The sequence below is a fragment of the Pseudomonas sp. GM33 genome (assembly GCF_000282295.1).
Classification (GTDB): domain Bacteria; phylum Pseudomonadota; class Gammaproteobacteria; order Pseudomonadales; family Pseudomonadaceae; genus Aquipseudomonas; species Aquipseudomonas laurylsulfatiphila.
The window spans coordinates 1-24,443 of the sequence record NZ_AKJO01000077.1 but is presented as its reverse complement, the minus strand read 5'-3'; the positions used below and the strand labels follow the sequence as shown (position 1 = coordinate 24,443).

Genomic DNA, 24,443 nt, shown 5'->3' with positions numbered 1-24,443 from the left:
AGACGTCCAGGCAGAGAAAACATGACAAGTGCGGGGCAGGCCCGCACTGAATTGTCTGTAGCTTAGCCTTTTGCCAGCAGCCGGCGAAAGCTTTGCGGGTCTTCCCGCATCAGTTCGCAACATTTGTCGTTCAGAGTGCTACGAGAGTGAAATTGCCGGCCTTCTGAAGCCTCAAGTCAGGTAGAATGCGCGCCCGGTTTTTGGAGAAGCTCATGACCCTGCTCAAATTCAGCGATGTGTCCCTTGCTTTCGGCGCTATGCCGTTGTTGGACAAGGTGTCCTGGCAGATCGCCCGTGGTGAGCGGGTGTGCATCATCGGCCGCAACGGCACTGGCAAGTCCAGCATGATGAAGCTCGTCAAGGGCGACCAGAAGCCCGATGACGGCTCCGTTTGGCGCGCACCCGGCCTCAAGATCGGCGAATTGCCGCAAGAATTGCCGGTGGCCGACGAGCGGACAGTGTTCGACGTGGTGGCCGAAGGCCTGGACGGCGTCGGTGCGCTGCTCGCCGAGTATCACCACCTGAGCCAGAACATCGTCACCGATGCCGACCTGGACAAGCTGATGCACGTCCAGCACGACCTCGAAGCCCGCGATGGCTGGCGTTTGCAGACGCTGGTCGACAGCACCTTGAGCCGCCTGCAACTGCCGGCCGACAAGACCCTCGCCGAGTTGTCCGGCGGCTGGCGTCGTCGCGTCCTGCTGGCCCAGGCCCTGGTGTCCGAGCCGGACCTGCTGCTGCTCGACGAGCCGACCAACCACCTGGACATCGGTGCCATCGCCTGGCTTGAAGAAGCGTTGAAGGATTTCCAGGGCGCCGTGCTGTTCATCACGCACGACCGTTCTTTCCTGCAGAACCTGGCAACCCGCATCCTCGAACTGGATCGTGGCGGCCTGATCGACTGGAACGGCGACTACGCCAGTTTCCTCGTGCACAAGGAAGCCGCACTGGCGGCCGAAGAAACCGCCAACGCGCTGTTCGACAAGCGCCTGGCCCAGGAAGAAGTATGGATTCGCCAGGGCATCAAGGCCCGTCGCACCCGTAACGAAGGCCGCGTACGCGCGCTGAAAGCCTTGCGCGTCGAGCGCAGCGAACGTCGCGAGCGGACCGGCAAGGCCAACATCCAGCTGGAAACCGCCGACAAGTCCGGCAAACAGGTCATGGTCCTCGATAACGTGAGCTTTGCTCACCCGGACGGTCCGTTCCTGATCAAGGACTTCTCCATGGTGCTGCAGCGCGGCGACCGTATCGGTCTGCTCGGCGCCAACGGTACCGGCAAGACCACGCTGCTGAAGCTGATGCTCAGCGGCTTGCAGCCAACCAGCGGCAAGGTGGAAGAGGGCACCAGGATCGATGTGGCCTACTTCGACCAGTTGCGCCATCAGCTGGATCTGGAAAAGACCGTGATCGACAACGTCGCCGAAGGTCGCGACTTCATCGATATCGACGGCCAGAGCCGCCACGTGCTGAGCTACCTCGGCGACTTCCTGTTCAGCCCGCAGCGTGCGCGCACGCCGGTCAAGGCGCTGTCCGGCGGTGAACGTGCCCGTCTGTTGCTGGCCAAGCTGTTCAGCAAGCCGGCGAACCTGCTGGTACTCGACGAACCGACCAACGACCTCGACGTCGAAACCCTCGAATTGCTCGAAGAGGTCCTGCTGACCTTCAACGGCACCGTATTGATGGTCAGTCACGACCGGGCATTCCTCGACAACGTGGTGACCAGCACCCTGGTCTTCGAAGGTGAAGGCAAGGTGCGTGAATACGTCGGCGGTTATCAGGACTGGCTGCGTCAGGGCGGCTCGCCGCGCCTGCTCGGCGTAACCGAAAGCAAGTCCGGCAAGGCTGACCTGAACTCTGCAGTGGTGAAGGCCGAGCCGGCACCGGTTGCGGCGGCAGTCGAAGCGCCAGTGGCGAAGAAGAAGCTCAGCTACAAATTGCAGCGTGAGCTGGAAGCGTTGCCCGGCGAGATCGAAGCCATGGAGCAGCAGATCGCTGCCGTTGAAGCGCAAATGGCCGACGCGGGTTTCTACCTGCGCCCGGCTGCCGAGACGGCTGCAGTGATCGCTCAGCTGGCGCAGTTGCAGGCTGAACTCGACGTGATGGTCGAGCGCTGGGCCGAACTGGATGCCTGATTGATCCTGCAATAAAAAAGCCCGGCTTCACACACGTGAACGCCGGGCTTTTCATATGAACTGCAGTTCCCTGTAGGAGCGAGCTTGCTCGCGATGGTCGTCAACGATGACACGGGGAGCCTGACACCCCGTGGCGCTCTCAGGTTCATCGCGAGCAGGCTCGCTCCTACAGGGGCAGGTGTTGTCAGCTTTTGGTTTGCAGGCGCACCGCAAGCACATCGCAAGGCGCGCCATGCAGCACGTCATTGGCGGTGGAGCCGAGCAGCAGTGCCAGGCCGTGCCGGCCGTGGCTGCCCACCACGATCAGGTCGCAGGTTTGCTCCTTGGCCAGGTGGTGGATCTCCTGGCGTGGCTGGCCATAGGTCAGGTGGCTGTATTCCCTGGAGAGCTCCGGGTATTTGAGGATCAAGCGGTCAAGGCGCTCCTTGGCCTGATCGAACTGCTGCTGTTGCAGTTGTGACAGGTCCATCGGTACGTCGCCGCCGAAGGCCATCGCCATCGGCTCGACAATGTGCACCAGTGACAATTTCGCGCCGTTGCTCACCGACAGCTCGCGAGCGCGGTGGATCACAGGGTCGCACTCTTCGGTCAGATCTACAGCGACCAGAATATGGTTGTAGGGCATGAGGTGCTCCTCCTGAGGATTGCAATATTGGTAAGTATGGCTGGTTTCAAGCGCATTGGTTCCAAAGTGACACAATGGGCTCATCAAGAATCGGGAGTACAGATATGACGGTGTGGATAGTGGTGTCAATCCTGCTGGTGGTACTCAGCCCACTGGCATGGTTGCGCCCGTCGCGTGCCCAGAGCGGGCGCATCGCCCTGCGCATGGAGGCCCGGCGCATTGGGCTGGCCATGCAACTGGCGCCCCAGGAGTGGCCACACTGGCTCAGCCAGGAGCCGCCGAACCCGTGCGCCCAGTACCATCGTCCGCGGCGTGGCAGTCAGCCGGCGTGCTGGAGTTACTGGCAAAAATCACCGGGTGTCTGGGTCAATCAATGGCAGGAAACCTGTGAAGATCAGGCGCTGCTCAATCATTTCGAAAAATTGCCGGGTAATGTCTACAAGGTCGAGGCCGACAAGCAAATCATCGCCTTGTATTGGGGCGAGAAGGGCGAGGCCGAGGTGTTGCAGCACATCGATGCCACCCTCAAGGCGCTCGCCTGAAGCTCCGATCCCCTGTAGGAGCGAGCCTGCTCGCGATGGACGTGAACGATGATGCTTGAAGCCTGACACCCCGTGGCGCTCTCAGGTTCATCGCGAGCAGGCTCGCTCCTACAGAGTGCAGAGGAGCGCAATTGCCGTTTTTTTGTACGCAATAAAAAGCCCGACAAAATCATCGGGCGGGTTGGCCAGGCAGGCCGGTAAATCGGTGTTGGCTGATCTTACGCTGGGCATTCGCCAAAAGCGTTCACAATTTTCCCCTTGGTTCCGCCAGCGTAGCTTGTTAAACACGGGCTGCGGCGAATTAGGGCGCATTTTCTAACAATTGATTCTATGAATGACCCCGCATGCTTCGGCGTGTTTAAGGTCTTCGCAGTACGGACATGACCGGAAAGTCGCGTTTCAACCCGTGTTTCGGGCGATTGACAATTGCCGGAAATTCCGTGAAGGTGACGTACCCAAATCAAACGGGCGTATGAATTGAGCGTTTGTATTTCAGACCGCTCCTACAGAATCCCGACTATCGCGTTGGCGGGTGTGCCGGGGGAATGGGCGTAGCATCGACGATTAACGTCCCTGCCAAGCCATTCGCCTGCGTCCGACGTGTACTGTTCAGCTTCCATATCGTGGAGATCAGTTGATGATTTACGAAGGTAAAGCCATCACGGTTAAGGCTCTTGAAAGTGGCATCGTCGAACTGAAGTTCGACCTCAAGGGTGAGTCCGTCAACAAGTTCAACCGTCTAACCCTGAACGAACTGCGTCAGGCCGTAGACACCATCAAGGCAGATGCTTCGATCAAGGGCGTGATCGTCAGCAGTGGCAAGGACGTGTTCATCGTCGGCGCCGACATCACCGAATTTGTCGACAACTTCAAGCTGCCGGATGCAGAGCTTGTTGCTGGCAACCTCGAAGCCAACAAGATTTTCAGCGATTTCGAAGACCTCAACGTTCCGACCGTTGCCGCGATCAATGGCATCGCGCTGGGTGGCGGTCTGGAAATGTGCCTGGCGGCGGACTACCGCGTCATGTCCACCAAGGCCAAGATCGGCCTGCCGGAAGTCAAGCTGGGCATCTACCCGGGCTTCGGCGGTACCGTTCGTCTGCCGCGTCTGATCGGTGCCGACAATGCCATCGAGTGGATTGCCGCCGGCAAGGAAAACCGTCCTGAAGACGCGCTGAAAGTTGGCGCTGTCGATGCGGTGGTTGCTCCTGAAAAACTGCAGGAAGCTGCGCTGGAACTGATCAAGCGCGCCATTTCCGGCGAGTTCGACTACAAGGCCAAGCGCCAGCCGAAGCTGGAAAAGCTGAAGCTGAACGCCATCGAGCAAATGATGGCTTTCGAAACCGCCAAGGGTTTCGTGGCAGGCCAGGCTGGCCCGAACTACCCGGCGCCGGTTGAAGCGATCAAGACCATCCAGAAAGCCGCGAACTTCGGTCGCGACAAGGCCCTGGAAATTGAAGCTGCAGGTTTCGTCAAGCTGGCCAAGACCTCTGCCGCGCAGAGCCTGGTCGGTCTGTTCCTGAACGACCAGGAATTGAAGAAAAAGGCCAAGGCCTACGACGAAATTGCCAAGGACGTAAAGCAGGCCGCCGTACTGGGCGCCGGCATCATGGGTGGCGGTATCGCCTATCAGTCGGCTTCCAAAGGCACGCCGATCCTGATGAAGGACATCAACGAGCACGGCATCGAGCAGGGGCTGGCCGAAGCCGCCAAGCTGCTGGTTGGCCGCGTTGAAAAAGGTCGCATGACCGCCGCGAAAATGGCTGAAGTGCTCAACGGCATTCGTCCGACTTTGTCCTACGGTGATTTCGGTCACGTGGACCTGGTGGTGGAAGCCGTCGTCGAGAACCCGAAGGTCAAGCAGGCCGTACTGGCTGAAGTTGAAGACCAGGTCAAAGAGGACACCATCCTCGCGTCCAACACCTCGACCATTTCCATCACCTTGCTGGCCAAGGCCCTCAAGCGTCCGGAAAACTTCGTCGGCATGCACTTCTTCAACCCGGTGCACATGATGCCGCTGGTGGAAGTGATCCGTGGCGAGAAGTCCAGCGAGCTGGCTGTTGCCACCACCGTTGCCTACGCCAAGAAAATGGGCAAGAACCCGATCGTCGTCAACGACTGCCCGGGCTTCCTGGTCAACCGCGTACTGTTCCCGTACTTCGGCGGTTTCGCCAAGCTGGTCAGCGCCGGTGTGGACTTCGTCCGTATCGACAAGGTCATGGAAAAATTCGGCTGGCCTATGGGCCCGGCCTACCTGATGGACGTGGTCGGCATCGACACCGGCCACCACGGCCGTGACGTGATGGCTGAAGGCTTCCCGGACCGCATGAAAGACGACCGTCGTTCGGCCGTTGATGTGCTCTACGAAGCCAAGCGCCTGGGCCAGAAGAACGGCAAGGGCTTCTACGCCTACGAGACCGACAAGAAGGGCAAGCAGAAGAAAGTCGCCGACCCGTCGGTACTGGAAGTGCTCAAGCCGATCGTTTACGAGCAGCGCGAAGTCACTGACGAAGACATCATCAACTGGATGATGATCCCGCTGTGCCTGGAAACCGTGCGTTGCCTGGAAGACGGCATCGTCGAAACCGCTGCCGAAGCCGACATGGGTCTGGTCTACGGCATTGGTTTCCCTCCATTCCGTGGCGGTGCGCTGCGTTACATCGATTCGATCGGTGTGGCAGAGTTCGTTGCCCTGGCTGACCAGTACGCTGATTTGGGCGCGCTGTACCACCCGACCGCGAAGCTGCGCGAAATGGCCAAGAACGGCCAGAGCTTCTTCGGTTAAGCGCCCCCAACTAGAGTGAGAGTGAACTTATGAGCTTGAATCCTAGAGACGTCGTGATTGTCGACTTCGGTCGTACTCCGATGGGCCGCTCCAAGGGCGGCATGCACCGCAACACCCGCGCCGAAGACATGTCGGCGCACCTGATCAGCAAACTGCTGGAACGCAACGTCAAGGTCGACCCGAGCGAAGTCGAGGACGTGATCTGGGGCTGTGTGAACCAGACCCTGGAGCAGGGCTGGAACATCGCGCGCATGGCGTCGCTGATGACCCAGATCCCGCACACCTCGGCAGGCCAGACCGTCAGCCGCCTGTGCGGCTCGTCCATGAGCGCTCTGCACACTGCTGCGCAAGCGATCATGACCGGCAACGGTGACGTGTTCGTCGTTGGTGGCGTCGAGCATATGGGCCACGTGAGCATGATGCACGGTGTCGATCCGAACCCGCACATGTCGCTGTACGCGGCAAAAGCCTCGGGCATGATGGGCCTGACCGCGGAAATGCTGGGCAAAATGCACGGCATTACCCGCGAGCAGCAAGATGCTTTCGGCGTGCGCTCCCACCAACTCGCCCACAAGGCGACCGTGGAAGGCAAGTTCAAAGACGAAATCATCCCGATGCAGGGCTACGACGAGAACGGTTTCCTGAAAACCTTCGACTACGACGAAACCATTCGTCCGGAAACCACCCTGGAAAGCCTGGCGGCTCTCAAGCCGGCGTTCAATCCGAAGGGCGGCACCGTGACAGCGGGTACTTCGTCGCAGATCACCGATGGTGCTTCGTGCATGATCGTGATGTCGGCGCAGCGCGCACAGGACCTGGGCATCCAGCCTATGGCGGTGATTCGCTCGATGGCAGTGGCAGGTGTGGACCCGGCAATCATGGGCTATGGTCCAGTACCGGCCACACAAAAAGCACTGAAGCGCGCGGGTCTGGGTATCTCCGACATCGACTTCTTCGAGCTCAACGAAGCTTTCGCCGCACAGGCCCTGCCAGTGCTGAAAGATCTGAAAGTGCTCGACAAGATGAACGAGAAGGTTAACCTGCACGGCGGCGCGATCGCCCTGGGCCACCCGTTCGGTTGCTCCGGTGCGCGTATCTCCGGCACTTTGCTCAATGTGATGAAGCAGAATGGCGGTACCTTCGGGGTAGCCACCATGTGCATTGGTCTCGGCCAAGGCATCTCCACCGTCTTCGAACGCGTTTAAGCGTTTCGTTGATGGAAGCCGGGGCCAAGTGCCCCGGTTTTTTGTTTTTCCGGATTTATTTTGTTTTTATTTTGAAAAAATTTGAGTGAGGGCCAAAGCATGCCGATACAACCAGGGCTCTACCAACATTACAAAGGTCCGATGTACCGTGTATTCAGTGTTGCACGGCATTCGGAATCCGAAGAAGAAGTGGTCTTCTATCAAGCCCTGTATGGCGATTGCGGCTTTTGGGTGCGTCCCTTGAGCATGTTCCTGGAGTCGGTCGAGGTTGACGGCGAACAGGTGCCACGCTTTGCTTTGGTGCAAGCCGAAGACTGCCCTTTTACCAAGCCATAAGCTGAGTGCGCGCAATACCCTGCGCTTGACCTCACCTTGTAGCCACTATATATAGCGGTGCCGCGTCAGGCGCCAATCGCCTTTCACTTCTCGAATTCAGGAATTTTCTGATCCATGGGCAAATCGCTGGTCATTGTGGAATCCCCGGCTAAGGCCAAGACCATCAACAAGTATTTGGGCAACGAATACGTGGTGAAGTCGAGTATCGGCCATATCCGAGACCTGCCCACCAGCGGTTCGGCTAGCGCCAGCAAAGAGCCAGCCGCCAAGCGCGGCAAGGCTGCTGCGGGTGAAGCGCCGGCACTGTCGCCTAAAGAAAAAGCGCGCAAGCAGCTGGTCGCGCGCATGGGGGTCGATCCGGATCATGGCTGGAAAGCCAAGTACGAGATCCTCCCGGGCAAGGAAAAAGTCATCGAAGAGCTGCGCCGGCTCGCCAAAGATGCTGACACCATCTATCTCGCAACCGACTTGGACCGCGAGGGGGAAGCCATTGCCTGGCACCTGCGCGAAGCCATCGGTGGTGACGACAGCCGCTACAAGCGCGTGGTGTTCAACGAAATCACCAAGAAGGCAATCCAGGAAGCCTTCTCCCAGCCGGGCGAGCTGGATATCGACCGCGTCAACGCCCAGCAGGCCCGTCGCTTCCTCGACCGCGTCGTGGGCTACATGGTTTCGCCGCTGCTGTGGGCCAAGATCGCGCGCGGTCTGTCCGCCGGTCGCGTGCAATCGGTTGCCGTGAAGCTGGTGGTTGAGCGCGAACGTGAAATCCGTGCGTTCATCCCGGAAGAGTACTGGGAAGTGCACGCCGACCTCGGCACCGCAAAAGGCGCGACCGTGCGTTTCGACGTGGCCCGCGAGAAAGGCGAAGCCTTCAAGCCGCTCAACGAAGCCCAGGCCATGGCTGCGCTGGAGAAGCTCAAGGCTTCCAGCTACAGCATCGTCAAGCGCGAAGACAAACCGACCAGCAGCAAGCCGTCGGCGCCGTTCATCACCTCCACCCTGCAGCAGGCCGCGAGCAACCGCCTGGGCTTCGGGGTGAAGAAAACCATGATGATGGCCCAGCGTCTGTACGAAGCCGGCTACATCACCTACATGCGTACCGACTCGACCAACCTTTCGGTTGATGCCGTGGCGATGGCGCGTACTTATATTGAAGGCGAGTTCGGCAAGAAGTACCTGCCGGAAACCCCGAATGTCTACAGCAGCAAGGAAGGCGCACAAGAGGCTCACGAAGCGATTCGTCCCTCCGACGCCAATACCGAGCCAAGCAAGCTGTCGGGCATGGAGCGTGACGCTGAACGCCTCTACGAGCTGATCTGGCGCCAGTTCCTGGCTTGCCAGATGCTGCCGGCGCAATACCTGTCGACGACCGTGACTGTGGGCGCTGGCGACTTCGAGCTGCGTGCCAAGGGCCGCATCCTGAAGTTCGACGGTTACACCCGCGTCATGCCGCAAATCGCCAAGCCAGGCGACGACGATGTGCTGCCGGACATGGCCCAGGGCGACGCGATGAAGCTGATCAAGCTTGATCCGACCCAGCACTTCACCAAGCCGCCGGCGCGTTACTCGGAAGCCAGCCTGGTCAAGGAAATGGAAAAGCGCGGCATCGGTCGTCCTTCGACCTACGCAGCGATCATTTCGACCATTCAGGACCGTGGTTACGTGGCGTTGCACAACCGTCGCTTCTACTCGGAAAAGATGGGCGACATCGTCACCGAGCGCCTGGCCGAGAGCTTCTCGAACCTGATGGACTACGGTTTCACCGCCGGCATGGAAGAGCATCTCGATGACGTGGCCCAGGGCGAACGCGACTGGAAAAACGTGCTTGACGAGTTCTACGGCGACTTCAAGAAGAAGCTCGAAGTAGCCGAAAACCCGGAAAACGGCATGCGTGCCAACCAGCCGGTGATGACTGACATTCCGTGCACGACCTGCGGTCGTCCGATGCAGATTCGTACTGCGTCGACCGGTGTGTTCCTCGGTTGCTCGGGCTACAGCCTGCCGCCGAAAGAACGCTGCAAGGCCACCGTCAACCTGGTGCCGGGCGACGAAATCGCCGCGGACGACGAAGGTGAGTCGGAGTCGCTGGTATTGCGTGGCAAGCATCGCTGCCCGATCTGCAGCACGGCGATGGATGCCTACCTGCTGGACGAGAAGCGCAAGCTGCACATCTGCGGTAACAACCCGGATTGCGACGGCTACGAAATCGAAGAGGGCACCTATCGCATCAAGGGCTATGAAGGTCCGAGCCTGGAATGCGACAAGTGCGGCAGCGAGATGCAGCTCAAGACCGGCCGTTTCGGCAAGTTCTTCGGTTGCACCAACGCGACCTGCAAGAATACCCGCAAACTGCTGAAGAGCGGTGATGCGGCGCCGCCGAAGATGGACCCGGTGAAGATGCCTGAGCTGAAATGCGAAAAGGTCAACGACACCTATATCCTGCGCGACGGTGCATCCGGCCTGTTCCTGGCGGCCAGCCAGTTCCCGAAAAACCGTGAGACGCGTGCTCCGCTGGTTATCGAGATCGTGCCGCACAAGGATGAGATCGATCCGAAGTACCACTTCCTCTGCGAAGCGCCGAAGAAAGATCCCGATGGCCTCCCGGCTGTGATTCGTTACAGCCGCAAGACCAAGGAACAGTACGTGCAGACCGAAGTTGACGGTAAGCCGACTGGCTGGAAAGCGTTCTACGACGGCGGCAAGTGGACGGTTGAAGACAAGCGCCCGGCTGCGAAGGCTTGAAACTGTAGGAGCGAGCTTGCTCGCGATGGTCGTCAACGATGACGCGGGCCTTCAGGATGCCCGCGTTGCTCTCAAGTCCATCGCGAGCAGGCTCGCTCCTACAAAAGGCCGCATGGGAACTGCGAAGGCGTAGAATCGCAAGACCCCTGTAGGAGCGAGCCTGCTCGCGATGGTCGTCAACGATAACGCGGGCTTTCAGGATGCCCGCGTTGCTCTCGAGTCCATCGCGAGCAGGCTCGCTCCTGCAGGACCTGCGTGAAGCAATTATTTCGTTGTGGAGGCTGCCGTCATGGCCCACGAACTTTATACCCGCACCAATCAGAAGATTTACTTCGCCGGCTTGTCGCTGGAAGCACTGGCGCGCACTGAAGAGGGGCGGGCGATGAATTCCCTGGCGCTGATCCAGGCCGGACGTGAATCTGCGCTGTTTCACCTGTACGGCGCGCTGTTGGGCCTGTGTCATGAAATCGCCGGCTTCTATCGCCTGCCTCAGGCCAATGCACCTCGTGCGGAGCTGCTGCTGACTCGCGAAGTGCTGGAATCCATCGCCATTCCGGAAATGGCCGAGCTGGTCGAACTGGCCAATAACCCGGAGACCTGGCTGGCCAAGTTGTTGGCTGCCCATGCTGCGTTGTTTCAGCCGCCGCGCGCGCCCCACAAGCCAAAAGGGGACGTGACCCAGCCACTGATTCAGGCGGTCAATCTGGATGAAGTGGATGAGCCAGAGGAGCTGAGTCGGGAAGAGCTGGAGAGCTGGCGCCAGAATCTGAAAGGATTGGCGATCCGCTTTCGCGAAGGCTTGAACGAGTGCTGACAGAAACAGTTTTGGGATGGCATCTGGTCAAGATCCCGAGCGAAGCCTGGCCGATGCCTATATAATCCCCGCCTTTCGTGGAGAACAGTCCTTTATGCCAACGTCCTTTCTAGAAATTGTCGAGTTACCAGACGGCCGTATCGAGCTGCGCAGGGCCGAGGACGAGGGTTCTCTGGTTACTTTGGATTTCTCCGAGGACGCCAAAGCGTTCCTGCAAGGGCAGCACGTGGAAGTCGCCAAGGCGATGTTGAGCGTGGGAGTCCAGATGGCAGGTCGCCTGGTTGAAGGCGAACTCGACAAGGACGAGGGGCCTCGGGTTCTTCATTGATCCCCGTCCGTCGGTTTTCCTGATGTTGCTACACATCGGCTTCTCTCTCCCTGGAGAAGCCTCGCGCGGTTAAGCTCGCGCCCCGGCTGTCAGTTATCCCAAACGAATATTCAGGCTCTGAGCGTCCCCGGTCCGGGCGGCGCTGATCAGCTGTTGCCGGGATTGGCTGCTCAGCGGGTTGAGCCAGCTGACAACCGTATGGCTGCGCCCAAGACGCAGGGCTTCGCAGGTCAGTTGCTGAGCGCTTTGGGTGCCTCGGGGGTGCAGCAACAGAATGCGCTCGCGGTTGAGGCCGGCATCTCGCAGCCAGGCTTGGGTCAGGCTGGCGGGCGGCGCGATCAGTGTCAGCCAGCGTGCGTCCTGCTCCTGGCTCAATTCCCTGAGGATCGGTGCCAGAAGGCTCAGGCAGTTCCCGGCTGCACCACGCAGTGACAGCTCGCTGAAAACGTCAGGTTCGGCGCTCCAGGGGGACTCGACTACGTCTTTCAGGATCGGCGTCAATGGCTGTGCCATGAACGCTTCGAACAACGGCAGTTGGGTTTGCTGTGGTGATGGCTGTGGGAACTGCATGGTGCCTCCTTTAGCGGCGAATCACGCCGACACTCAAGCCTTCGATCACCAGTTCCTGATCTTGAAGGTTCACTTCGATGGGAGCGAACTCGGGGTTCTCGGCGATCAGCCAGACTTTGCTGCCGTCACGCTTGAAGCGCTTGACGGTCACTTCGTCGCCGATTCGTGCAACCACGATCTGGCCGTTCCGGGCTTCGCGGGTAGTGTGTACAGCCAGCAGGTCGCCGTCGAAAATGCCGACATCCTTCATGCTCATCCCGTGGACGCGCAGCAGGTAGTCGGCGCGCGGATGGAAGAAGGCAGGATTGATGTTGCAGGACTCTTCGATGTGTTGCTGCGCTAGAATCGGGGCGCCGGCTGCGACCCGGCCAATGATTGGCAGGGTGGAATCGTCGGCCTTGGCTTCGAAGCCGGGGATGCGAATGCCACGGGAGGCGCCAGGCGTCATCTCGATGGCACCTTTGCGGGCCAGCGCCTTGAGGTGCTCTTCCGCCGCATTGGGTGACTTGAAACCCAGCTCCTGAGCGATTTCCGCACGGGTGGGGGGGTATCCGTTGTCTTCCAGGCAGCGTTTGATGAAAGCCAGAATCTCTGCTTGTCGTGGCGTCAGCTTTAGCATATTGATCGCTCTGTTTTTTTATACAGTGACTGGGATTATATACAGTAAGCCGGCCTTGGCAATGCTCCATTTTTCAGTCGCCGCCAGACGGTCAATCAGTCAGTGGATTCAAGCTTCGCCGTTGTGTGGTTAAATATCTGACCGACCATTCCCGAAACGAACTGCCAGACTTGACAAGGCACAGGCTGAAACGTATGTTTCAAACAAGTGTTTGTCAGGCGGAGTAGCCATGGCCCAGTCGGAAACCGTTGAACGCATTCTTGATGCAGCCGAGCAGTTGTTCGCGGAAAAAGGTTTCGCCGAAACCTCGTTGCGCCTGATCACCAGCAAGGCCGGTGTCAACCTGGCGGCGGTGAACTATCACTTCGGTTCAAAGAAGGCGTTGATCCAGGCGGTTTTCTCGCGGTTCCTCGGGCCGTTCTGCATCAGCCTCGATAAAGAGCTGGAGCGGCGTCAGGCCAAGCCTGAAATCAAGCCGACCCTCGAAGAGTTGCTGGAAATCCTCGTCGAGCAGGCCCTGGTGGTGCAACCGCGCAGCGGCAATGACCTGTCTATCTTCATGCGTTTGCTGGGGCTGGCGTTCAGTCAGAGCCAGGGGCACTTGCGTCGTTATCTGGAGGACATGTACGGCAAGGTGTTCCGCCGCTACATGATGCTGGTCAACGAAGCGGCGCCGCGTATTCCGCCCATCGAACTGTTCTGGCGGGTGCACTTCATGCTGGGTGCGGCGGCGTTCAGCATGTCCGGTATCAAGGCCTTGCGCGCGATTGCCGAAACCGACTTCGGCGTGAACACCTCGATCGAGCAGGTCATGCGCCTGATGGTGCCGTTCCTGGCCGCCGGCATGCGTGCCGAATCCGGTGTGACCGATACCGCCATGGCCACTGCCCAGTTGCGTCCGCGCAGCAAATCGACACCGGTTGCCGCCAAGGTTTAACCGCGCACGGGTGGGCGCGGCAGCTGACATCCGCTAAGCTAGCCGCCCATGCCGACTCTCGTTCTGAACCCGTTTCCCATCGAACTCGCCAATCTGCCAGGCCTTGCCCCTGGCGGCGAATGCGTGTGGGCCGGGTTTTCTGTTATCAAGGAATTTTTATGACTGCTGGCTTGCAAGGCTCGTTGATGGTGGACGTCGCCGGTACCTGGCTGACGGCTGAAGATCGCCAATTGTTGCGCCAGCCCGAAGTGGGTGGCCTGATCATCTTTGCCCGTAACATCGAGCATCCGCGTCAGGTGCGCGAGCTGAGTGCAGCGATTCGCGCCATTCGCCCCGATCTGCTGTTGGCGGTGGATCAAGAGGGCGGCCGCGTGCAGCGCCTGCGCCAGGGTTTCGTGCGCCTGCCCGCCATGCGCGCCATTGCCGACAATCCGAACGCCGAATACCTGGCCGAGCAGTGCGGCTGGATCATGGCGACTGAAGTGCTGGCCGTTGGCCTGGACCTGAGTTTCGCCCCGGTGCTCGACCTCGATTACCAGCGCAGCGCCGTTGTCGGCACCCGTTCGTTCGAAGGTGATCCCGAGCGCGCTGCATTGCTCGCGGGTGCATTCATCCGCGGGATGAACAGCGCCGGGATGGCCGCTACCGGCAAGCATTTCCCTGGCCATGGCTGGGCCGAAGCCGATTCCCACGTCGCGATCCCGAATGATGAGCGCAGTCTCGACGAGATCCGCGCCAACGACCTGGTGCCGTTTGCCAGGCTGAGCAAGCAACTGGCCGCGGTCATGCCGGCCCACGTTATTTATCCACAGGTCGATTCCCAACCCGCAGGCTTCTCCCGCCGCTGGTTGCAGGACATCCTGCGCGGCGAATTGCAGTTCGATGGCGTGATCTTCAGTGACGACCTGTCCATGGCAGGTGCTCACGTGGTCGGCGATGCCGCCAGCCGTATCGAAGCGGCTCTGACGGCCGGTTGCGACATGGGGCTGGTGTGCAACGATCGTGCAGCCGCCGAGCTCGCTTTGAGTGCTGCCCAGCGTCTGAAGGTCAAGCCTTCCGAGCGCATTGCGCGGATGCGCGGCCAGTCGTTCGCCAGCACCGAATACCGTCAAGACCCGCGCTGGCTGGCCGCTGTCGGCGCGCTCAAAGAAGCTCAATTGATTGATTAAGGACTGTTCGTTATGACGGTTTACGCGATTATCGGTGGCACCGGCCTGACTCAACTCGAAGGCCTGAGCATTCGCCAGTCACTGGCAGTGGACACGCCTTATGGCGCACCTTCGGCCGACGTTCAGATCGGCGAGTATGCTGGCAAGGAAGTGCTGTTCCTCGCGCGTCACGGCCATCCCCATCGTTTCCCGCCGCATCAGGTCAACTATCGCGCCAATCTCTGGGCGTTGAAACAGGCCGGTGCCGAAGCCATTCTGGCGGTCAACGCCGTGGGCGGCATCCATGCTGCCATGGGCACCGGGCACTTTTGCGTGCCGCATCAGTTGATCGACTACACCAGCGGTCGCGAGCACACCTACTTTGCCGATGATCTGGAGCATGTCACCCATATCGACTTCAGCTACCCCTATAGCGAGCCGTTGCGCCAGCAATTGATCGCGGCGCTGGCGGCGGAGGGTGTGGGCTACAGCAGTCATGGCGTTTATGCCTGCACTCAGGGGCCGCGCCTGGAGACGGTGGCTGAAATCGCCCGGCTGGAGCGCGATGGCTGCGACATCGTCGGCATGACCGGTATGCCGGAAGCGGCCCTGGCCCGCGAGCTGGAACTGGATTACGCCTGTCTGGCACTGGTGGTGAACCCGGCGGCGGGTAAGTCGACGGCGGTGATTACCATGGCCGAGATCGAGCAGGCGTTGCATGACGGCATGGGCAAGGTGAAATCGACGCTGGCGCGGGTGCTCAAGGGCTGAGCTCCGCTTGATATCGAGTTGACTTCATCGCGAGCAAGCTCGCTCCCACAGTGACCGCGTCGAACGCAAATTCTACGAACGCCACCGAACCTGTGGGAGCGAGCTTGCTCGCGATAGCGGACGAATAAGCGCCGCACATCTCAGCGCTTTCCGAGATTTTCCGGCAACGGCGCAAACAGCGCCTCGATATCGTCGTTCTGCAGTTTCCAGTCCCCGGCCTTGCGCCCATCCAGCACGCCGGCCGCGAGGTCGGATTTTTCCTTCTGCAGGTGCTGGATCTTTTCTTCCACCGTGCCGCGCGCAATCAGTTTGTAAACGAACACGGGCTTCTCCTGACCAATGCGATACGCCCGGTCGGTCGCCTGGTTTTCCGTCGCCGGGTTCCACCACGGGTCGTAGTGAATCACCGTGTCCGCTTCGGTCAGGTTCAGGCCAACGCCGCCAGCCTTCAGGCTGATCAGAAATATCTGACGCTTGCCGCTCTGGAATTCCTTCACCGGTGTGCGGCGGTCGCGGGTCTGGCCGGTCAGCAGGGCGTAGGCGATTCCACGCTTGTTCAGCTCATCTTCAATCAGCGACAACATTGAAGTGAACTGCGAGAACAGCAGGATCCGCCGACCCTCCTCGAACAATTCCTCGAGCATTTCCATCAGGCTGTCGAGTTTGCCCGAGGTGCTGCCACGGCTTGGCAGGGTCGCCTCGTTGACCAGGCGCAAATCGCAGCACACCTGGCGCAGTTTCAGCAGCGCTTCAAGAATGATGATCTGGCTGCGGGCCACGCCTTTGCGGGTGATCTCGTCGCGGACTTTCTTGTCCATGGCCAGGCGCATGGTTTCGTAAACGTCACGCTGGGCCTCGTTGAGTTCGACCCAATGGATGATCTCGGTTTTCGGCGGCAACTCGGTGGCCACCTGTTCCTTGGTGCGGCGCAGCAGGAAGGGCTTGATCCGGCCGTTGAGGTGCTGAAGCCTGACCTCGCTGGTGCGTTTTTCGATCGGCACGCGGTAATCGCGGTTGAAGCTTTTGACGTCGCCGAGCCAGCCGGGCAAGAGGAAGTGAAACAGTGACCAGAGTTCGCCGAGGTGGTTTTCCAGCGGTGTGCCGCTCAGGCACAGGCGCTGCCGGGCATTGAGCTCGCGGGCAGCCTGGGCGGCCTTGCTGGTCGGATTCTTGATGTACTGCGCCTCATCCAGCACCAGTATGTGCAAGGGCTGCGCCGCCAGGCGCTCGACATCCTTGGGCAGCAGCGCATAGGTGGTCAGGATCAGGTCGTAGTCAGCCAGCTTGTCGAAGTGTTTTTTGCGGCTGGCGCCGTACAGCGCCAGTACCTTGAGCTGCGGCGTAAAGTGCGCTGCTTCGTCGAGCCAGTTGGGAATCAGGCTGGTCGGCATCACCACCATGCACGGCCGATCGAGACGGCCGGCGTTTTTCTCGCTCAGCACGTGCGCCAGTGTCTGCAGGGTTTTGCCCAGGCCCATGTCGTCCGCGAGAATGCCACCCACTTCCAGCTGCCGCAGTGATTGCATCCAGCTCAAGCCCTCAAGCTGATACGGGCGCAGCGTCGCATTCAAACCTTCCGGGGCGACGGCCGTGTGGTCCTTGATGTCACGCAGGCGCTGGGCAAAGGTGCGGATCTGTTCGCCACCCTCCCAGAGCAGTGGCATGTCTTCCAGCGGGTTCAGGCGCGTGGCATCGGCCTTGCTCAGGCGCAGCGTGGTGTCGCCGGGTTCCTGCAGGTAGAACTCGCCGAGGGTGGCCAGCACCGGTTTCAGGCGGCCGAAGGGCAGGGCGACTTGCAGTGGGCCGTGCTCGGAGTTCGGGCGATGGGGGATGTTGACCAGGATCAACTCGTCGTCGCGGCGTCGGGCAAGGCGCTCCGGGTTGAGGATTTCGGTGTGGGAGCGCATCAGGTTGAGCAGGATCGGCAACAGGCTCAGGCGCTCGCCGTTGACGATGATCCCCAGTTCGAGGTCGAACCAGTCTCGCTCCGGAGCCTGTTCGACCGTGGCGTACCAGTCGTCTACCGCTGTCAGGTCGAACCCGAAGTCCTCGTCGATCTGCAATTCCCAGCCTTGGGTGCGCAACTTCGGCAGTTCATTGAGGGTAAAGGTCAGCCAGGCGCTGTCATTGACCATTTCGAACAGCTCGCCAGCGCTTTCCGGCAAGGCCTTGCTTTGCCGGGTGGCGACTTTGAAGCCGAGGATTCGCAGCTGTTCCCGGTAGGACTGTTCCACGTCCGGGTGGCGTTTTATCCGCAGCGTCTGGGTTTCCTGGCGAATCAGGATGTCGGTGTTTTTCTGTCCGGAGACGTACTCGTCCAGATAGCTGAAAGACAGCGCCGCACGATGCTGGATGTAACGCTGCATTCGGCCGTTGCGCGGTTCGAAGGCGCTGAACTCGATGCTGGCCAGCCACAGACGCGGTACCGGTTGCACATTGTCCACCAGCACTTGCGGCGGGGCTTTCGGGCTGCGGTTTTCCAGGACGGCCTGGAGTTTTTCCAAGAGTTCGGCGTCTTTGGCGGCAGCGGGGTAGTCGAGGGTTTCCTGCACTTGCAGGAGCACCGCTGCGCAATGTTTGCAGTTGCTGTGGACCGGGCAGGAGCAGATGGCGTCGACCATCAGCAGCGTGCCTTTGGCTGACTCGCGCAGGCGAATGGTCTGACGGTAAACGTTACCGCCCGAGCCTTCGCACGCGGCGACGATGGTTGCGTCGCCGGCCTCGACAATCCTGACTCGATTCTCCAGCGCGTAACGGCGACCACGCTCCAGGCTCTGTTCCTTGAATCGACTGACCCAGGATGGTGCCAGGGGTTTGCTCAGGGTCGCGGACATAGGGAATCAGTCCGGAATTTCTTCGGGAGCTGCTCGGGGTGCGGGGGCGGTCAGCGAAGTGATTTTGATCAGCAGGCCGAGGTGGCCGTTGTCGAGGAAGTTCAACTGGCCGTTCTTGGTGTGGCTTTCCTGTTTCAAGCGCTCGCTGGCTGTCACCATGCCATTGGCATCGATCTGATTGACCCAGAAGTCGGCGTCGACGTCGGTAAAGCGTCCCAGTTTCATGCTTAGCGTGCCCTCGATCGGGAACTGACCATATTGTTCCTTACCGTCGCTGATCGCCACTTTGCTGGCGTTTTCGCCGAGCGTCTGTTGCCAGGCCTTGTGCAGCAACACCGTGTAGTCGGCGCTGCTGGTGAGCTTTTCCACCTCGCCATTGAGGCTTGGCGTACGCAGGCTGTCGGGGCTGACGGGTTGGGCGCCAGCGGCCCAGTCTTCCGGTGCGGCACGGCTGACAATCGCCGGAACGGCGTTTTGCCGGACCAGAATCATTTCGACCTGATACAGGTCATCGGCAAAGGCCGTGGGGGCGACCAGCGCTGGCATCAAAAGGGTCAGCAAGGTCAGTGAGCGAAACAGGCGCATGCGGCGTCCTTCAAGCAGTTTTCGGAACGAGGCGCTCGAACAGCGCCTCTACAGTATTAAAGCGCTCTTCCGGGCGCTCCATCGGAACCATGAACTTGAACATCGTGGCCCCTTCGAATTTGTAACGTTTTGGCTGGCTCTGGATCAGCTTGATCAGGGTCAATGGGTCGACCGGCGTCTGCGCAGCGAACTCGACACGACCGCCTTGCGGGCCGCCATCGACTTTCTTGATGCCCAGTTGCTCGGCCTGCAGCTTCAATGCAGTGATGCGGATCAGGTTCTTGGTCGGTTCCGGCAACAGGCCGAAACGATCGATCATCTCCACCTGCAAATCCTTGAGGCCGTCCTCATCAGTGGCCGAGGCAATGCGCTTGTAGAGAATCAGACGGGCGTGGACATCCGGCAGGTAGTCTTCCGGAATCAGCGCCGGTACCCGCAGGTTGACTTCAGGGCCACCGCCGAGCGGTTGATCGAGGTTCGGCTGCTCGCCCTTGCGGATCGACTTCACCGCGCGCTCGAGCATTTCCATGTACAGCGTAAAGCCGACTGCCTGGATCTGCCCGCTCTGACCGTCACCGAGCAGTTCGCCGGCACCACGGATTTCCAGGTCGTTGGTGGCGAGCACAAAACCCGCGCCGAGGTCCTGGGTGTTGGCGATCGCTTCCAGGCGCTTTTCCGCGTCCGGCGTGATTTGCTGGCGTGGTGGCGTCAGCAGGTAGGCATAGGCCTGGTGGTGGCTGCGTCCGACCCGGCCGCGCAGCTGGTGCAACTGGGCCAGGCCGAACTTGTCGGCACGCTCGATGATGATGGTGTTGGCGCTCGGCACGTCGATGCCGGTCTCGATGATGGTCGAGGCGATCAGCACGTTGAAGCGCTTGTGGTAGAAGTCGCTCATCACCTGTTCGAGTTCGCGTTCGCGCATCTGCCCGTGACCGATGCCGATCCGTGCTTCCGGTACCAGTTCGGCGAGGTCGGCGGCGCATTTCTCGATGGTCTTCACGTCGTTGTGCAGGTAATAGACCTGGCCGCCACGCAGCAACTCACGCAGCAAGGCCTCTTTGACCGTGCTCTTGTTCTGCTCCATGACGAAGGTGCGTACCGACAGGCGGCGGGCTGGCGGGGTGGCGATGATCGACAGGTCGCGCATGCCCGACACCGCCATGTTCAGCGTGCGCGGAATCGGCGTGGCGGTCAGGGTCAGGATGTCGACTTCGCTGCGCAGGGCCTTGAGCTGTTCTTTCTGGCGCACGCCGAAACGGTGTTCCTCGTCGATGATTACCAGGCCGAGGTTTTTGATCTTCACATCGTCCTGCAGCAGCTTGTGCGTGCCGATGACGATGTCGATCTTGCCTTCGGCCAGATCGGCGACGGCGGCATTCACTTCCTTGGCCGACTTGAAGCGGCTCATCACTTCCACGGTCACCGGCCAGTCGGCGAAGCGGTCGCGGAAGCTGTTGTAGTGCTGTTGGGCGAGCAGGGTGGTCGGTACCAGGATCGCCACCTGGCGACCACCGTGCACCGCAATGAACGCGGCGCGCATCGCCACTTCGGTCTTGCCGAAGCCGACGTCGCCGCACACCAGGCGATCCATCGGCTTGGGCGCGAGCATGTCTTCGCGCACCGCCTCGATGGTGGTTTGCTGGTCCGGGGTTTCTTCGAACGGGAAACCGGCGCTGAAGGTGGCGTAGTCGGCTTTCGGATCGGCGAAAGCGTAGCCTTCGCGGGCGGCGCGGCGTGCATAGATGTCGAGCAACTCGGCGGCCACGTCGCGCACCTGTTCGGCGGCTTTGCGCTTGGCTTTCTGCCAGGTCTCGGAACCGAGGCGGTGCAGCGGGGCCAGGGCGTCATCGCTGCCGGTGTAGCGGGCGATCAGGTGCAGGTTGGCCACCGGCACGTAAAGCTTGGCGCCTTCGGCATATTCCAGGGCAAGGAATTCGGCGGTCTGGTTGTCGATTTCCAGGGTTGCCAGGCCCAGGTAACGGCCGACACCGTGGTCGATGTGCACCACCGGCGCCCCTTCGCGCAGCTCGGTGAGGTTCTTGATGACGGCGTCGTTGTTGGCATCGGCGCGCTTTTCGCGGCGACGGCGCTGCATCACGCGCTGACCGAACAACGGGCTTTCGGCAACCAGGGCCAGGGCTGGATCGTCCAGCACCAGACCTTCATCCAGCGGCGCGATAGTGATCGCCAGGCGGTCTTTGCCGGCGACGAAATCCGGCCAGCTGTCGACGGTTTTCGGTCGCAGCTTCAGGCGTTCCAGCAGTTCCAGCAGCACTTCGCGACGGCCTGCGGATTCGGCGGTAAACAGCACGCGACCGGGAAACTCGTCGAGGAAACCGGCCAGCGCCGCCAGCGGCTGGGTGGCCTTGGCTTCGATGGCCAGGTTCGGCAGTTCCCGCGCGGGGAAGCGTTCGCGGCCGACGCCGGGCTCCACGTCCTGTTGGCTGGCGACCACCCGTGGCCAGCTTTTCAGGCGGGCAAAGCAATCCTCTACCGGCAGGAACAGTTCGTCCGGCGGCAATAAAGGACGGGACGGGTCGACGCGGCGTTCTTCATAGCGATTGCGCACGTCGTTCCAGAAGTTTTCCGCGGCTTGCTCGATGCCCGGCAGGGAAAACACTTGCGTGTCCTGGGGCAGGTAATCGAACAGCGTCGAGGTTTCTTCGAAGAACAGCGGCAGGTAGTACTCGATGCCGGCCGGGGTAATCCCGCTGCTCAGGTCCTGGAAGATCGGGCAGCGGCGGAAGTCGACGTCAAAACGCTCACGGAAGCGCGCCTTGAAACGGGTGACCGCTTCTTTCTGTAGCGGGAACTCCTTGGCCGGCAACAGCTTGACCGAGTCGACTTTGTCGATCGAACGCTGGTTCTCCGGGTCGAAGGTGCGCAGGGTTTCGATTTCGTCGTCGAACAGGTCGATGCGATACGGCAGCTTGCTGCCCATCGGGAACAGATCGATCAACGAGCCGCGAACCGTGAACTCGCCGTGTTCATACACCGTATCGACGTAGCGATAACCCGTGGCTTCAAGCCGGGTGCGCATCTGCTCGACGTCGAGTTTCTGGCCGATGTCCAGCACCAGGCTGCTGCCGAGCAGGAATTTGGTCGGTGCCAGGCGATGCAGGGCGGTGGTGATCGGCACCACCAGTACGCCATGGCTCAGTTCCGGCAACCGGTACAGGCTGGCGATGCGCTGGGAAATGATGTCCTGGTGCGGCGAGAACAGGTCGTAGGGCAGGGTTTCCCAGTCGGGAAAGTGCAGTACGGGCAAATCCGGGGCGAAGAAACCCAGCTCCTGTTCCAGCCGTTCGGCACTTTGGCTGTCGGCGGTCAGCAGCAGGGTAAAGCGCTTGGCAGCGCTGGCGGCCTCGGCGATGGCCAGGCTGAGGGCTGCACCGGGCAGGTTGCCCCAGTGCTGTTTACCTGCCGCGGCAGGGAGAAGCGGTAGACGCAGAACGGGCACGGAAGGTTGAGCTCCAAGCGTTGCGACAAAGTCGGTAATTGTAGCGGTCTAGGATGCCGCCTGTCAGTTGCTGACTGTGTCTAAAGCACGGGTTTGGCGAAATGTAGTGGTAAAGACAAAATTCGCGGGTTTTTTACCCGAAATTATTGAATATGTAGTGGCAAATACAACGAGTGTTACGGAGGGTTACGGATAAGGTAGCGCGACCTCCAAAAAGTTGACTGCGCTGAAAGCCCCGGTTTTATTGGGTTTGCGCGAGGCGCAATTTTTTTGAACGACGAATTGTTACGTAAAGCACGACGGGCGCGCATTGCTACCGCTGTCACTCGGCGGCATAATGTAGCCCCTTTTTTCTGCCCCTACATGTGGAAGGTTCCCGTGACTCAGAAGCCCGACCAGTGTCTTGGTGAATGGATCGACCGTGAAGCACTCGCAGAAGCGATGATTCCGCTTATCGGTCAGCTCTACCGCAATAACAACGTGGTGAGCTCGATCTATGGCCGCAGCCTGATCAATCGTTCAGTCATTGCGATTCTCAAAGCTCACCGCTTTGCTCGTCACCGTCAGTCCGACGAAAGCGAGCTGTCCGTCCACGAAACATTCCCGCTGATCAAGGCGATGAGCGAACTCAAGCTCGGCGCCGCTTCGGTGGACCTGGGCAAGCTGGCGGCCAAGTTCAAGGCCGAAGGCAATGGCCGTACTGCCGAGCAGTTCGTCCGTGAAGAACTGGCCGACGTGGTTGGCCAGCAAAACGCATCGGCCCGCAAAGGCACCGACGTAGTCCTCTACGGCTTCGGTCGTATCGGCCGTCTGCTGGCGCGCATCCTGATCGAGAAAACCGGTGGCGGCGACGGCCTGCGCCTGCGTGCCATCGTTGTCCGCAAGGGCGCCGAGAACGACCTGGTCAAGCGCGCCAGCCTGCTGCGTCGTGACTCGGTACATGGTCCGTTCGATGGCACCATCACCATTGATGAAGCCAACAACACCATCACCGCCAACGGCAACCTGATCCAGGTTATCTACGCCAAGAGCCCGGCCGAAGTCGACTACACCCAGTACGGCATCGAAAACGCTCTGATCGTCGACAACACCGGTGTATGGCGTGACGCCGACGGCCTGGGCCAGCACCTGGCCTGCCCGGGCGCTGCCCGCGTGATCCTCACCGCACCTGGCAAGGGCGCGCTGAAGAACATCGTGCACGGCATCAACCACGGCGACATCACCCCTGACGACAAGATCATCTCGGCGGCTTCCTGCACCACCAACGCCATCGTGCCGGTGCTCAAGGCAGTCAACGACAAGTACGGCATCGTCAACGGCCACGTCGAAACCGTTCACTCGTTCACCAACGACCAGAACCTGATCGACAACTTCCACAAGGGCAGCCGTCGTGGCCGCGCCGCGCCGCTGAACATGGTCATCACCGAGACCGGTGCCGCCACCGCAGCCGCCAAGGCGCTGCCAGTGCTCAAGGGCAAGCTGACCGGCAACGCGATTCGCGTTCCTACGCCAAACGTGTCGATGGCCATCCTGAACCTGAACCTGGAAAAGGCCACCACTCGCGAAGAGATCAACGAGTACCTGCGCCAGATGGCCATGCACTCGGACCTGCACAAGCAGATCGACTACGTGAGCTCCCAGGAAGTGGTTTCCACCGACTTCGTTGGCTCGCGCCACGCAGGCGTAGTGGACGCTGAAGCGACCATCACCCAGGATAACCGCGTTGTTCTGTACGTCTGGTACGACAACGAGTTCGGTTACAGCTGCCAGGTGGTTCGCGTGATGGAAGACATGGCCGGTGTAAACCCGCCAGCATTCCCGCGCTAAGCCTTAGCCGCACATGAAAACGCCCCGACTTTGGTCGGGGCGTTTTTGTTTGTGGGGTTGTCAGTAGGGATATGTTGCCTGTGCTGGCCTCTTCGCGGGCAAGCCCGCTCCCACAGGGATTGTGGCCGGCCGTGGGATTGGCGGTCACTGAAGATCAAAATTGTGGGAGCGGGCTTGCTCGCG

The 24,443-nt window shown here is 60.4% G+C and carries 18 protein-coding genes; 12 read left to right on the top strand and 6 right to left on the bottom strand.

Annotation, left to right across the window (positions count from 1 at the left end; all coding sequences use genetic code 11):
* Nucleotides 1-212 precede the first annotated feature (212 nt).
* Complete coding sequence (locus tag PMI26_RS16885) at nucleotides 213-2,132, top strand: ATP-binding cassette domain-containing protein (protein ID WP_007974055.1); 1,920 nt, start codon at nucleotides 213-215, stop codon at nucleotides 2,130-2,132.
* Nucleotides 2,133-2,316: 184 nt separating this feature from the next.
* On the opposite strand, the gene PMI26_RS16890 is transcribed toward PMI26_RS16885, so the two are convergent.
* Nucleotides 2,317-2,757 carry a universal stress protein gene (locus tag PMI26_RS16890; protein ID WP_007974054.1) on the bottom strand — a complete coding sequence of 147 codons (441 nt, stop codon included), beginning with the start codon at nucleotides 2,755-2,757 and terminating at the stop codon, nucleotides 2,317-2,319.
* A 104-nt stretch (nucleotides 2,758-2,861) separates the two neighbouring features.
* Here PMI26_RS16890 and PMI26_RS16895 point away from each other — a divergent pair, with 104 nt between their 5' ends.
* From PMI26_RS16895 to PMI26_RS16925, 7 genes are all read left to right on the top strand, one after another.
* Nucleotides 2,862-3,299 (top strand): hypothetical protein, encoded by a 438-nt coding sequence (locus PMI26_RS16895; protein WP_007974053.1) that lies wholly within the window; start codon nucleotides 2,862-2,864, stop codon nucleotides 3,297-3,299.
* A gap of 637 nt (nucleotides 3,300-3,936) precedes the next feature.
* Entirely contained in the window at nucleotides 3,937-6,084 is a 2,148-nt protein-coding gene (fadB, locus tag PMI26_RS16900) for a fatty acid oxidation complex subunit alpha FadB (RefSeq protein WP_007974052.1), read from the top strand.
* 29 nt (nucleotides 6,085-6,113) lie between these two features.
* Nucleotides 6,114-7,289: an acetyl-CoA C-acyltransferase FadA gene (gene fadA / locus PMI26_RS16905; RefSeq protein ID WP_007974051.1), complete on the top strand. Its 1,176-nt coding sequence runs from the start codon at nucleotides 6,114-6,116 to the stop codon at nucleotides 7,287-7,289.
* A 99-nt stretch (nucleotides 7,290-7,388) separates the two neighbouring features.
* Complete coding sequence (locus PMI26_RS16910) at nucleotides 7,389-7,625, top strand: DUF1653 domain-containing protein (RefSeq protein ID WP_007974050.1); 237 nt, start codon at nucleotides 7,389-7,391, stop codon at nucleotides 7,623-7,625.
* A 114-nt stretch (nucleotides 7,626-7,739) separates the two neighbouring features.
* Nucleotides 7,740-10,367 (top strand): type I DNA topoisomerase, encoded by a 2,628-nt coding sequence (gene topA / locus PMI26_RS16915; protein WP_007974049.1) that lies wholly within the window; start codon nucleotides 7,740-7,742, stop codon nucleotides 10,365-10,367.
* 289 nt (nucleotides 10,368-10,656) lie between these two features.
* Nucleotides 10,657-11,181, top strand: coding sequence for a DUF6586 family protein (locus PMI26_RS16920; protein ID WP_007974048.1), 525 nt, complete (start codon nucleotides 10,657-10,659; stop codon nucleotides 11,179-11,181).
* Between the two features lie 94 nt (nucleotides 11,182-11,275).
* A complete protein-coding gene (locus PMI26_RS16925) occupies nucleotides 11,276-11,509 on the top strand; it encodes a hypothetical protein (protein ID WP_007974047.1) in 234 nt (77 codons plus the stop codon).
* Nucleotides 11,510-11,602: 93 nt separating this feature from the next.
* Here the strand turns inward: PMI26_RS16925 and sulA are convergent, their stop codons facing one another.
* Together sulA and lexA are read right to left on the bottom strand one after the other, a co-directional pair.
* Nucleotides 11,603-12,079, bottom strand: a complete 477-nt coding sequence (sulA, locus tag PMI26_RS16930; protein ID WP_007974046.1) for an SOS-induced cell division inhibitor SulA — start codon at nucleotides 12,077-12,079, stop codon at nucleotides 11,603-11,605.
* A 10-nt stretch (nucleotides 12,080-12,089) separates the two neighbouring features.
* Nucleotides 12,090-12,698, bottom strand: coding sequence for a transcriptional repressor LexA (gene lexA, locus PMI26_RS16935; protein ID WP_007974043.1), 609 nt, complete (start codon nucleotides 12,696-12,698; stop codon nucleotides 12,090-12,092).
* 229 nt (nucleotides 12,699-12,927) lie between these two features.
* Here lexA and PMI26_RS16940 point away from each other — a divergent pair, with 229 nt between their 5' ends.
* The 3 genes from PMI26_RS16940 to PMI26_RS16950 all read left to right on the top strand — a co-directional run bounded on the left by PMI26_RS16940 (nucleotide 12,928) and on the right by PMI26_RS16950 (nucleotide 15,554).
* Complete coding sequence (locus PMI26_RS16940) at nucleotides 12,928-13,635, top strand: TetR/AcrR family transcriptional regulator (RefSeq protein WP_007974041.1); 708 nt, start codon at nucleotides 12,928-12,930, stop codon at nucleotides 13,633-13,635.
* Nucleotides 13,636-13,793: 158 nt separating this feature from the next.
* Entirely contained in the window at nucleotides 13,794-14,804 is a 1,011-nt protein-coding gene (gene nagZ / locus PMI26_RS16945; protein WP_007974039.1) for a beta-N-acetylhexosaminidase, read from the top strand.
* 12 nt (nucleotides 14,805-14,816) lie between these two features.
* On the top strand, nucleotides 14,817-15,554 hold the full coding sequence (locus PMI26_RS16950; protein ID WP_007974037.1) for an S-methyl-5'-thioinosine phosphorylase: 738 nt from the start codon (nucleotides 14,817-14,819) through the stop codon (nucleotides 15,552-15,554).
* Between the two features lie 140 nt (nucleotides 15,555-15,694).
* Here PMI26_RS16950 and PMI26_RS16955 read toward each other — a convergent pair whose 3' ends face one another.
* The 3 genes from PMI26_RS16955 to mfd are packed head-to-tail and all read right to left on the bottom strand — an operon-like array spanning nucleotide 15,695 to nucleotide 22,433.
* Nucleotides 15,695-18,388 (bottom strand): DEAD/DEAH box helicase, encoded by a 2,694-nt coding sequence (locus tag PMI26_RS16955; RefSeq protein ID WP_007974036.1) that lies wholly within the window; start codon nucleotides 18,386-18,388, stop codon nucleotides 15,695-15,697.
* 6 nt (nucleotides 18,389-18,394) lie between these two features.
* Entirely contained in the window at nucleotides 18,395-18,973 is a 579-nt protein-coding gene (locus PMI26_RS16960) for a CsiV family protein (protein ID WP_007974034.1), read from the bottom strand.
* A 10-nt stretch (nucleotides 18,974-18,983) separates the two neighbouring features.
* The gene (mfd, locus tag PMI26_RS16965) at nucleotides 18,984-22,433 is read right to left on the bottom strand and encodes a transcription-repair coupling factor (protein ID WP_007974032.1); all 3,450 of its coding nucleotides are present in this window, start codon (nucleotides 22,431-22,433) and stop codon (nucleotides 18,984-18,986) included.
* A 363-nt stretch (nucleotides 22,434-22,796) separates the two neighbouring features.
* On the opposite strand from mfd, the gene PMI26_RS16970 reads away from it, so the two are divergent.
* Nucleotides 22,797-24,260, top strand: coding sequence for a glyceraldehyde-3-phosphate dehydrogenase (locus PMI26_RS16970; protein WP_007974029.1), 1,464 nt, complete (start codon nucleotides 22,797-22,799; stop codon nucleotides 24,258-24,260).
* Nucleotides 24,261-24,443: the final 183 nt, after the last annotated feature.

Bases quoted from the DNA above. Each gene is read 5' to 3' on its own strand.
- PMI26_RS16885 (WP_007974055.1), top strand. From the start codon at position 213: ATGACCCTGCTCAAATTCAGCGATGTGTCCCTTGCTTTCGGCGCTATG.
- PMI26_RS16890 (WP_007974054.1), bottom strand. From the start codon at position 2,757: ATGCCCTACAACCATATTCTGGTCGCTGTAGATCTGACCGAAGAGTGC.
- PMI26_RS16895 (WP_007974053.1), top strand. From the start codon at position 2,862: ATGACGGTGTGGATAGTGGTGTCAATCCTGCTGGTGGTACTCAGCCCA.
- fadB (WP_007974052.1), top strand. From the start codon at position 3,937: ATGATTTACGAAGGTAAAGCCATCACGGTTAAGGCTCTTGAAAGTGGC.
- fadA (WP_007974051.1), top strand. From the start codon at position 6,114: ATGAGCTTGAATCCTAGAGACGTCGTGATTGTCGACTTCGGTCGTACT.
- PMI26_RS16910 (WP_007974050.1), top strand. From the start codon at position 7,389: ATGCCGATACAACCAGGGCTCTACCAACATTACAAAGGTCCGATGTAC.
- topA (WP_007974049.1), top strand. From the start codon at position 7,740: ATGGGCAAATCGCTGGTCATTGTGGAATCCCCGGCTAAGGCCAAGACC.
- PMI26_RS16920 (WP_007974048.1), top strand. From the start codon at position 10,657: ATGGCCCACGAACTTTATACCCGCACCAATCAGAAGATTTACTTCGCC.
- PMI26_RS16925 (WP_007974047.1), top strand. From the start codon at position 11,276: ATGCCAACGTCCTTTCTAGAAATTGTCGAGTTACCAGACGGCCGTATC.
- sulA (WP_007974046.1), bottom strand. From the start codon at position 12,079: ATGCAGTTCCCACAGCCATCACCACAGCAAACCCAACTGCCGTTGTTC.
- lexA (WP_007974043.1), bottom strand. From the start codon at position 12,698: ATGCTAAAGCTGACGCCACGACAAGCAGAGATTCTGGCTTTCATCAAA.
- PMI26_RS16940 (WP_007974041.1), top strand. From the start codon at position 12,928: ATGGCCCAGTCGGAAACCGTTGAACGCATTCTTGATGCAGCCGAGCAG.
- nagZ (WP_007974039.1), top strand. From the start codon at position 13,794: ATGACTGCTGGCTTGCAAGGCTCGTTGATGGTGGACGTCGCCGGTACC.
- PMI26_RS16950 (WP_007974037.1), top strand. From the start codon at position 14,817: ATGACGGTTTACGCGATTATCGGTGGCACCGGCCTGACTCAACTCGAA.
- PMI26_RS16955 (WP_007974036.1), bottom strand. From the start codon at position 18,388: ATGTCCGCGACCCTGAGCAAACCCCTGGCACCATCCTGGGTCAGTCGA.
- PMI26_RS16960 (WP_007974034.1), bottom strand. From the start codon at position 18,973: ATGCGCCTGTTTCGCTCACTGACCTTGCTGACCCTTTTGATGCCAGCG.
- PMI26_RS16970 (WP_007974029.1), top strand. From the start codon at position 22,797: ATGTGGAAGGTTCCCGTGACTCAGAAGCCCGACCAGTGTCTTGGTGAA.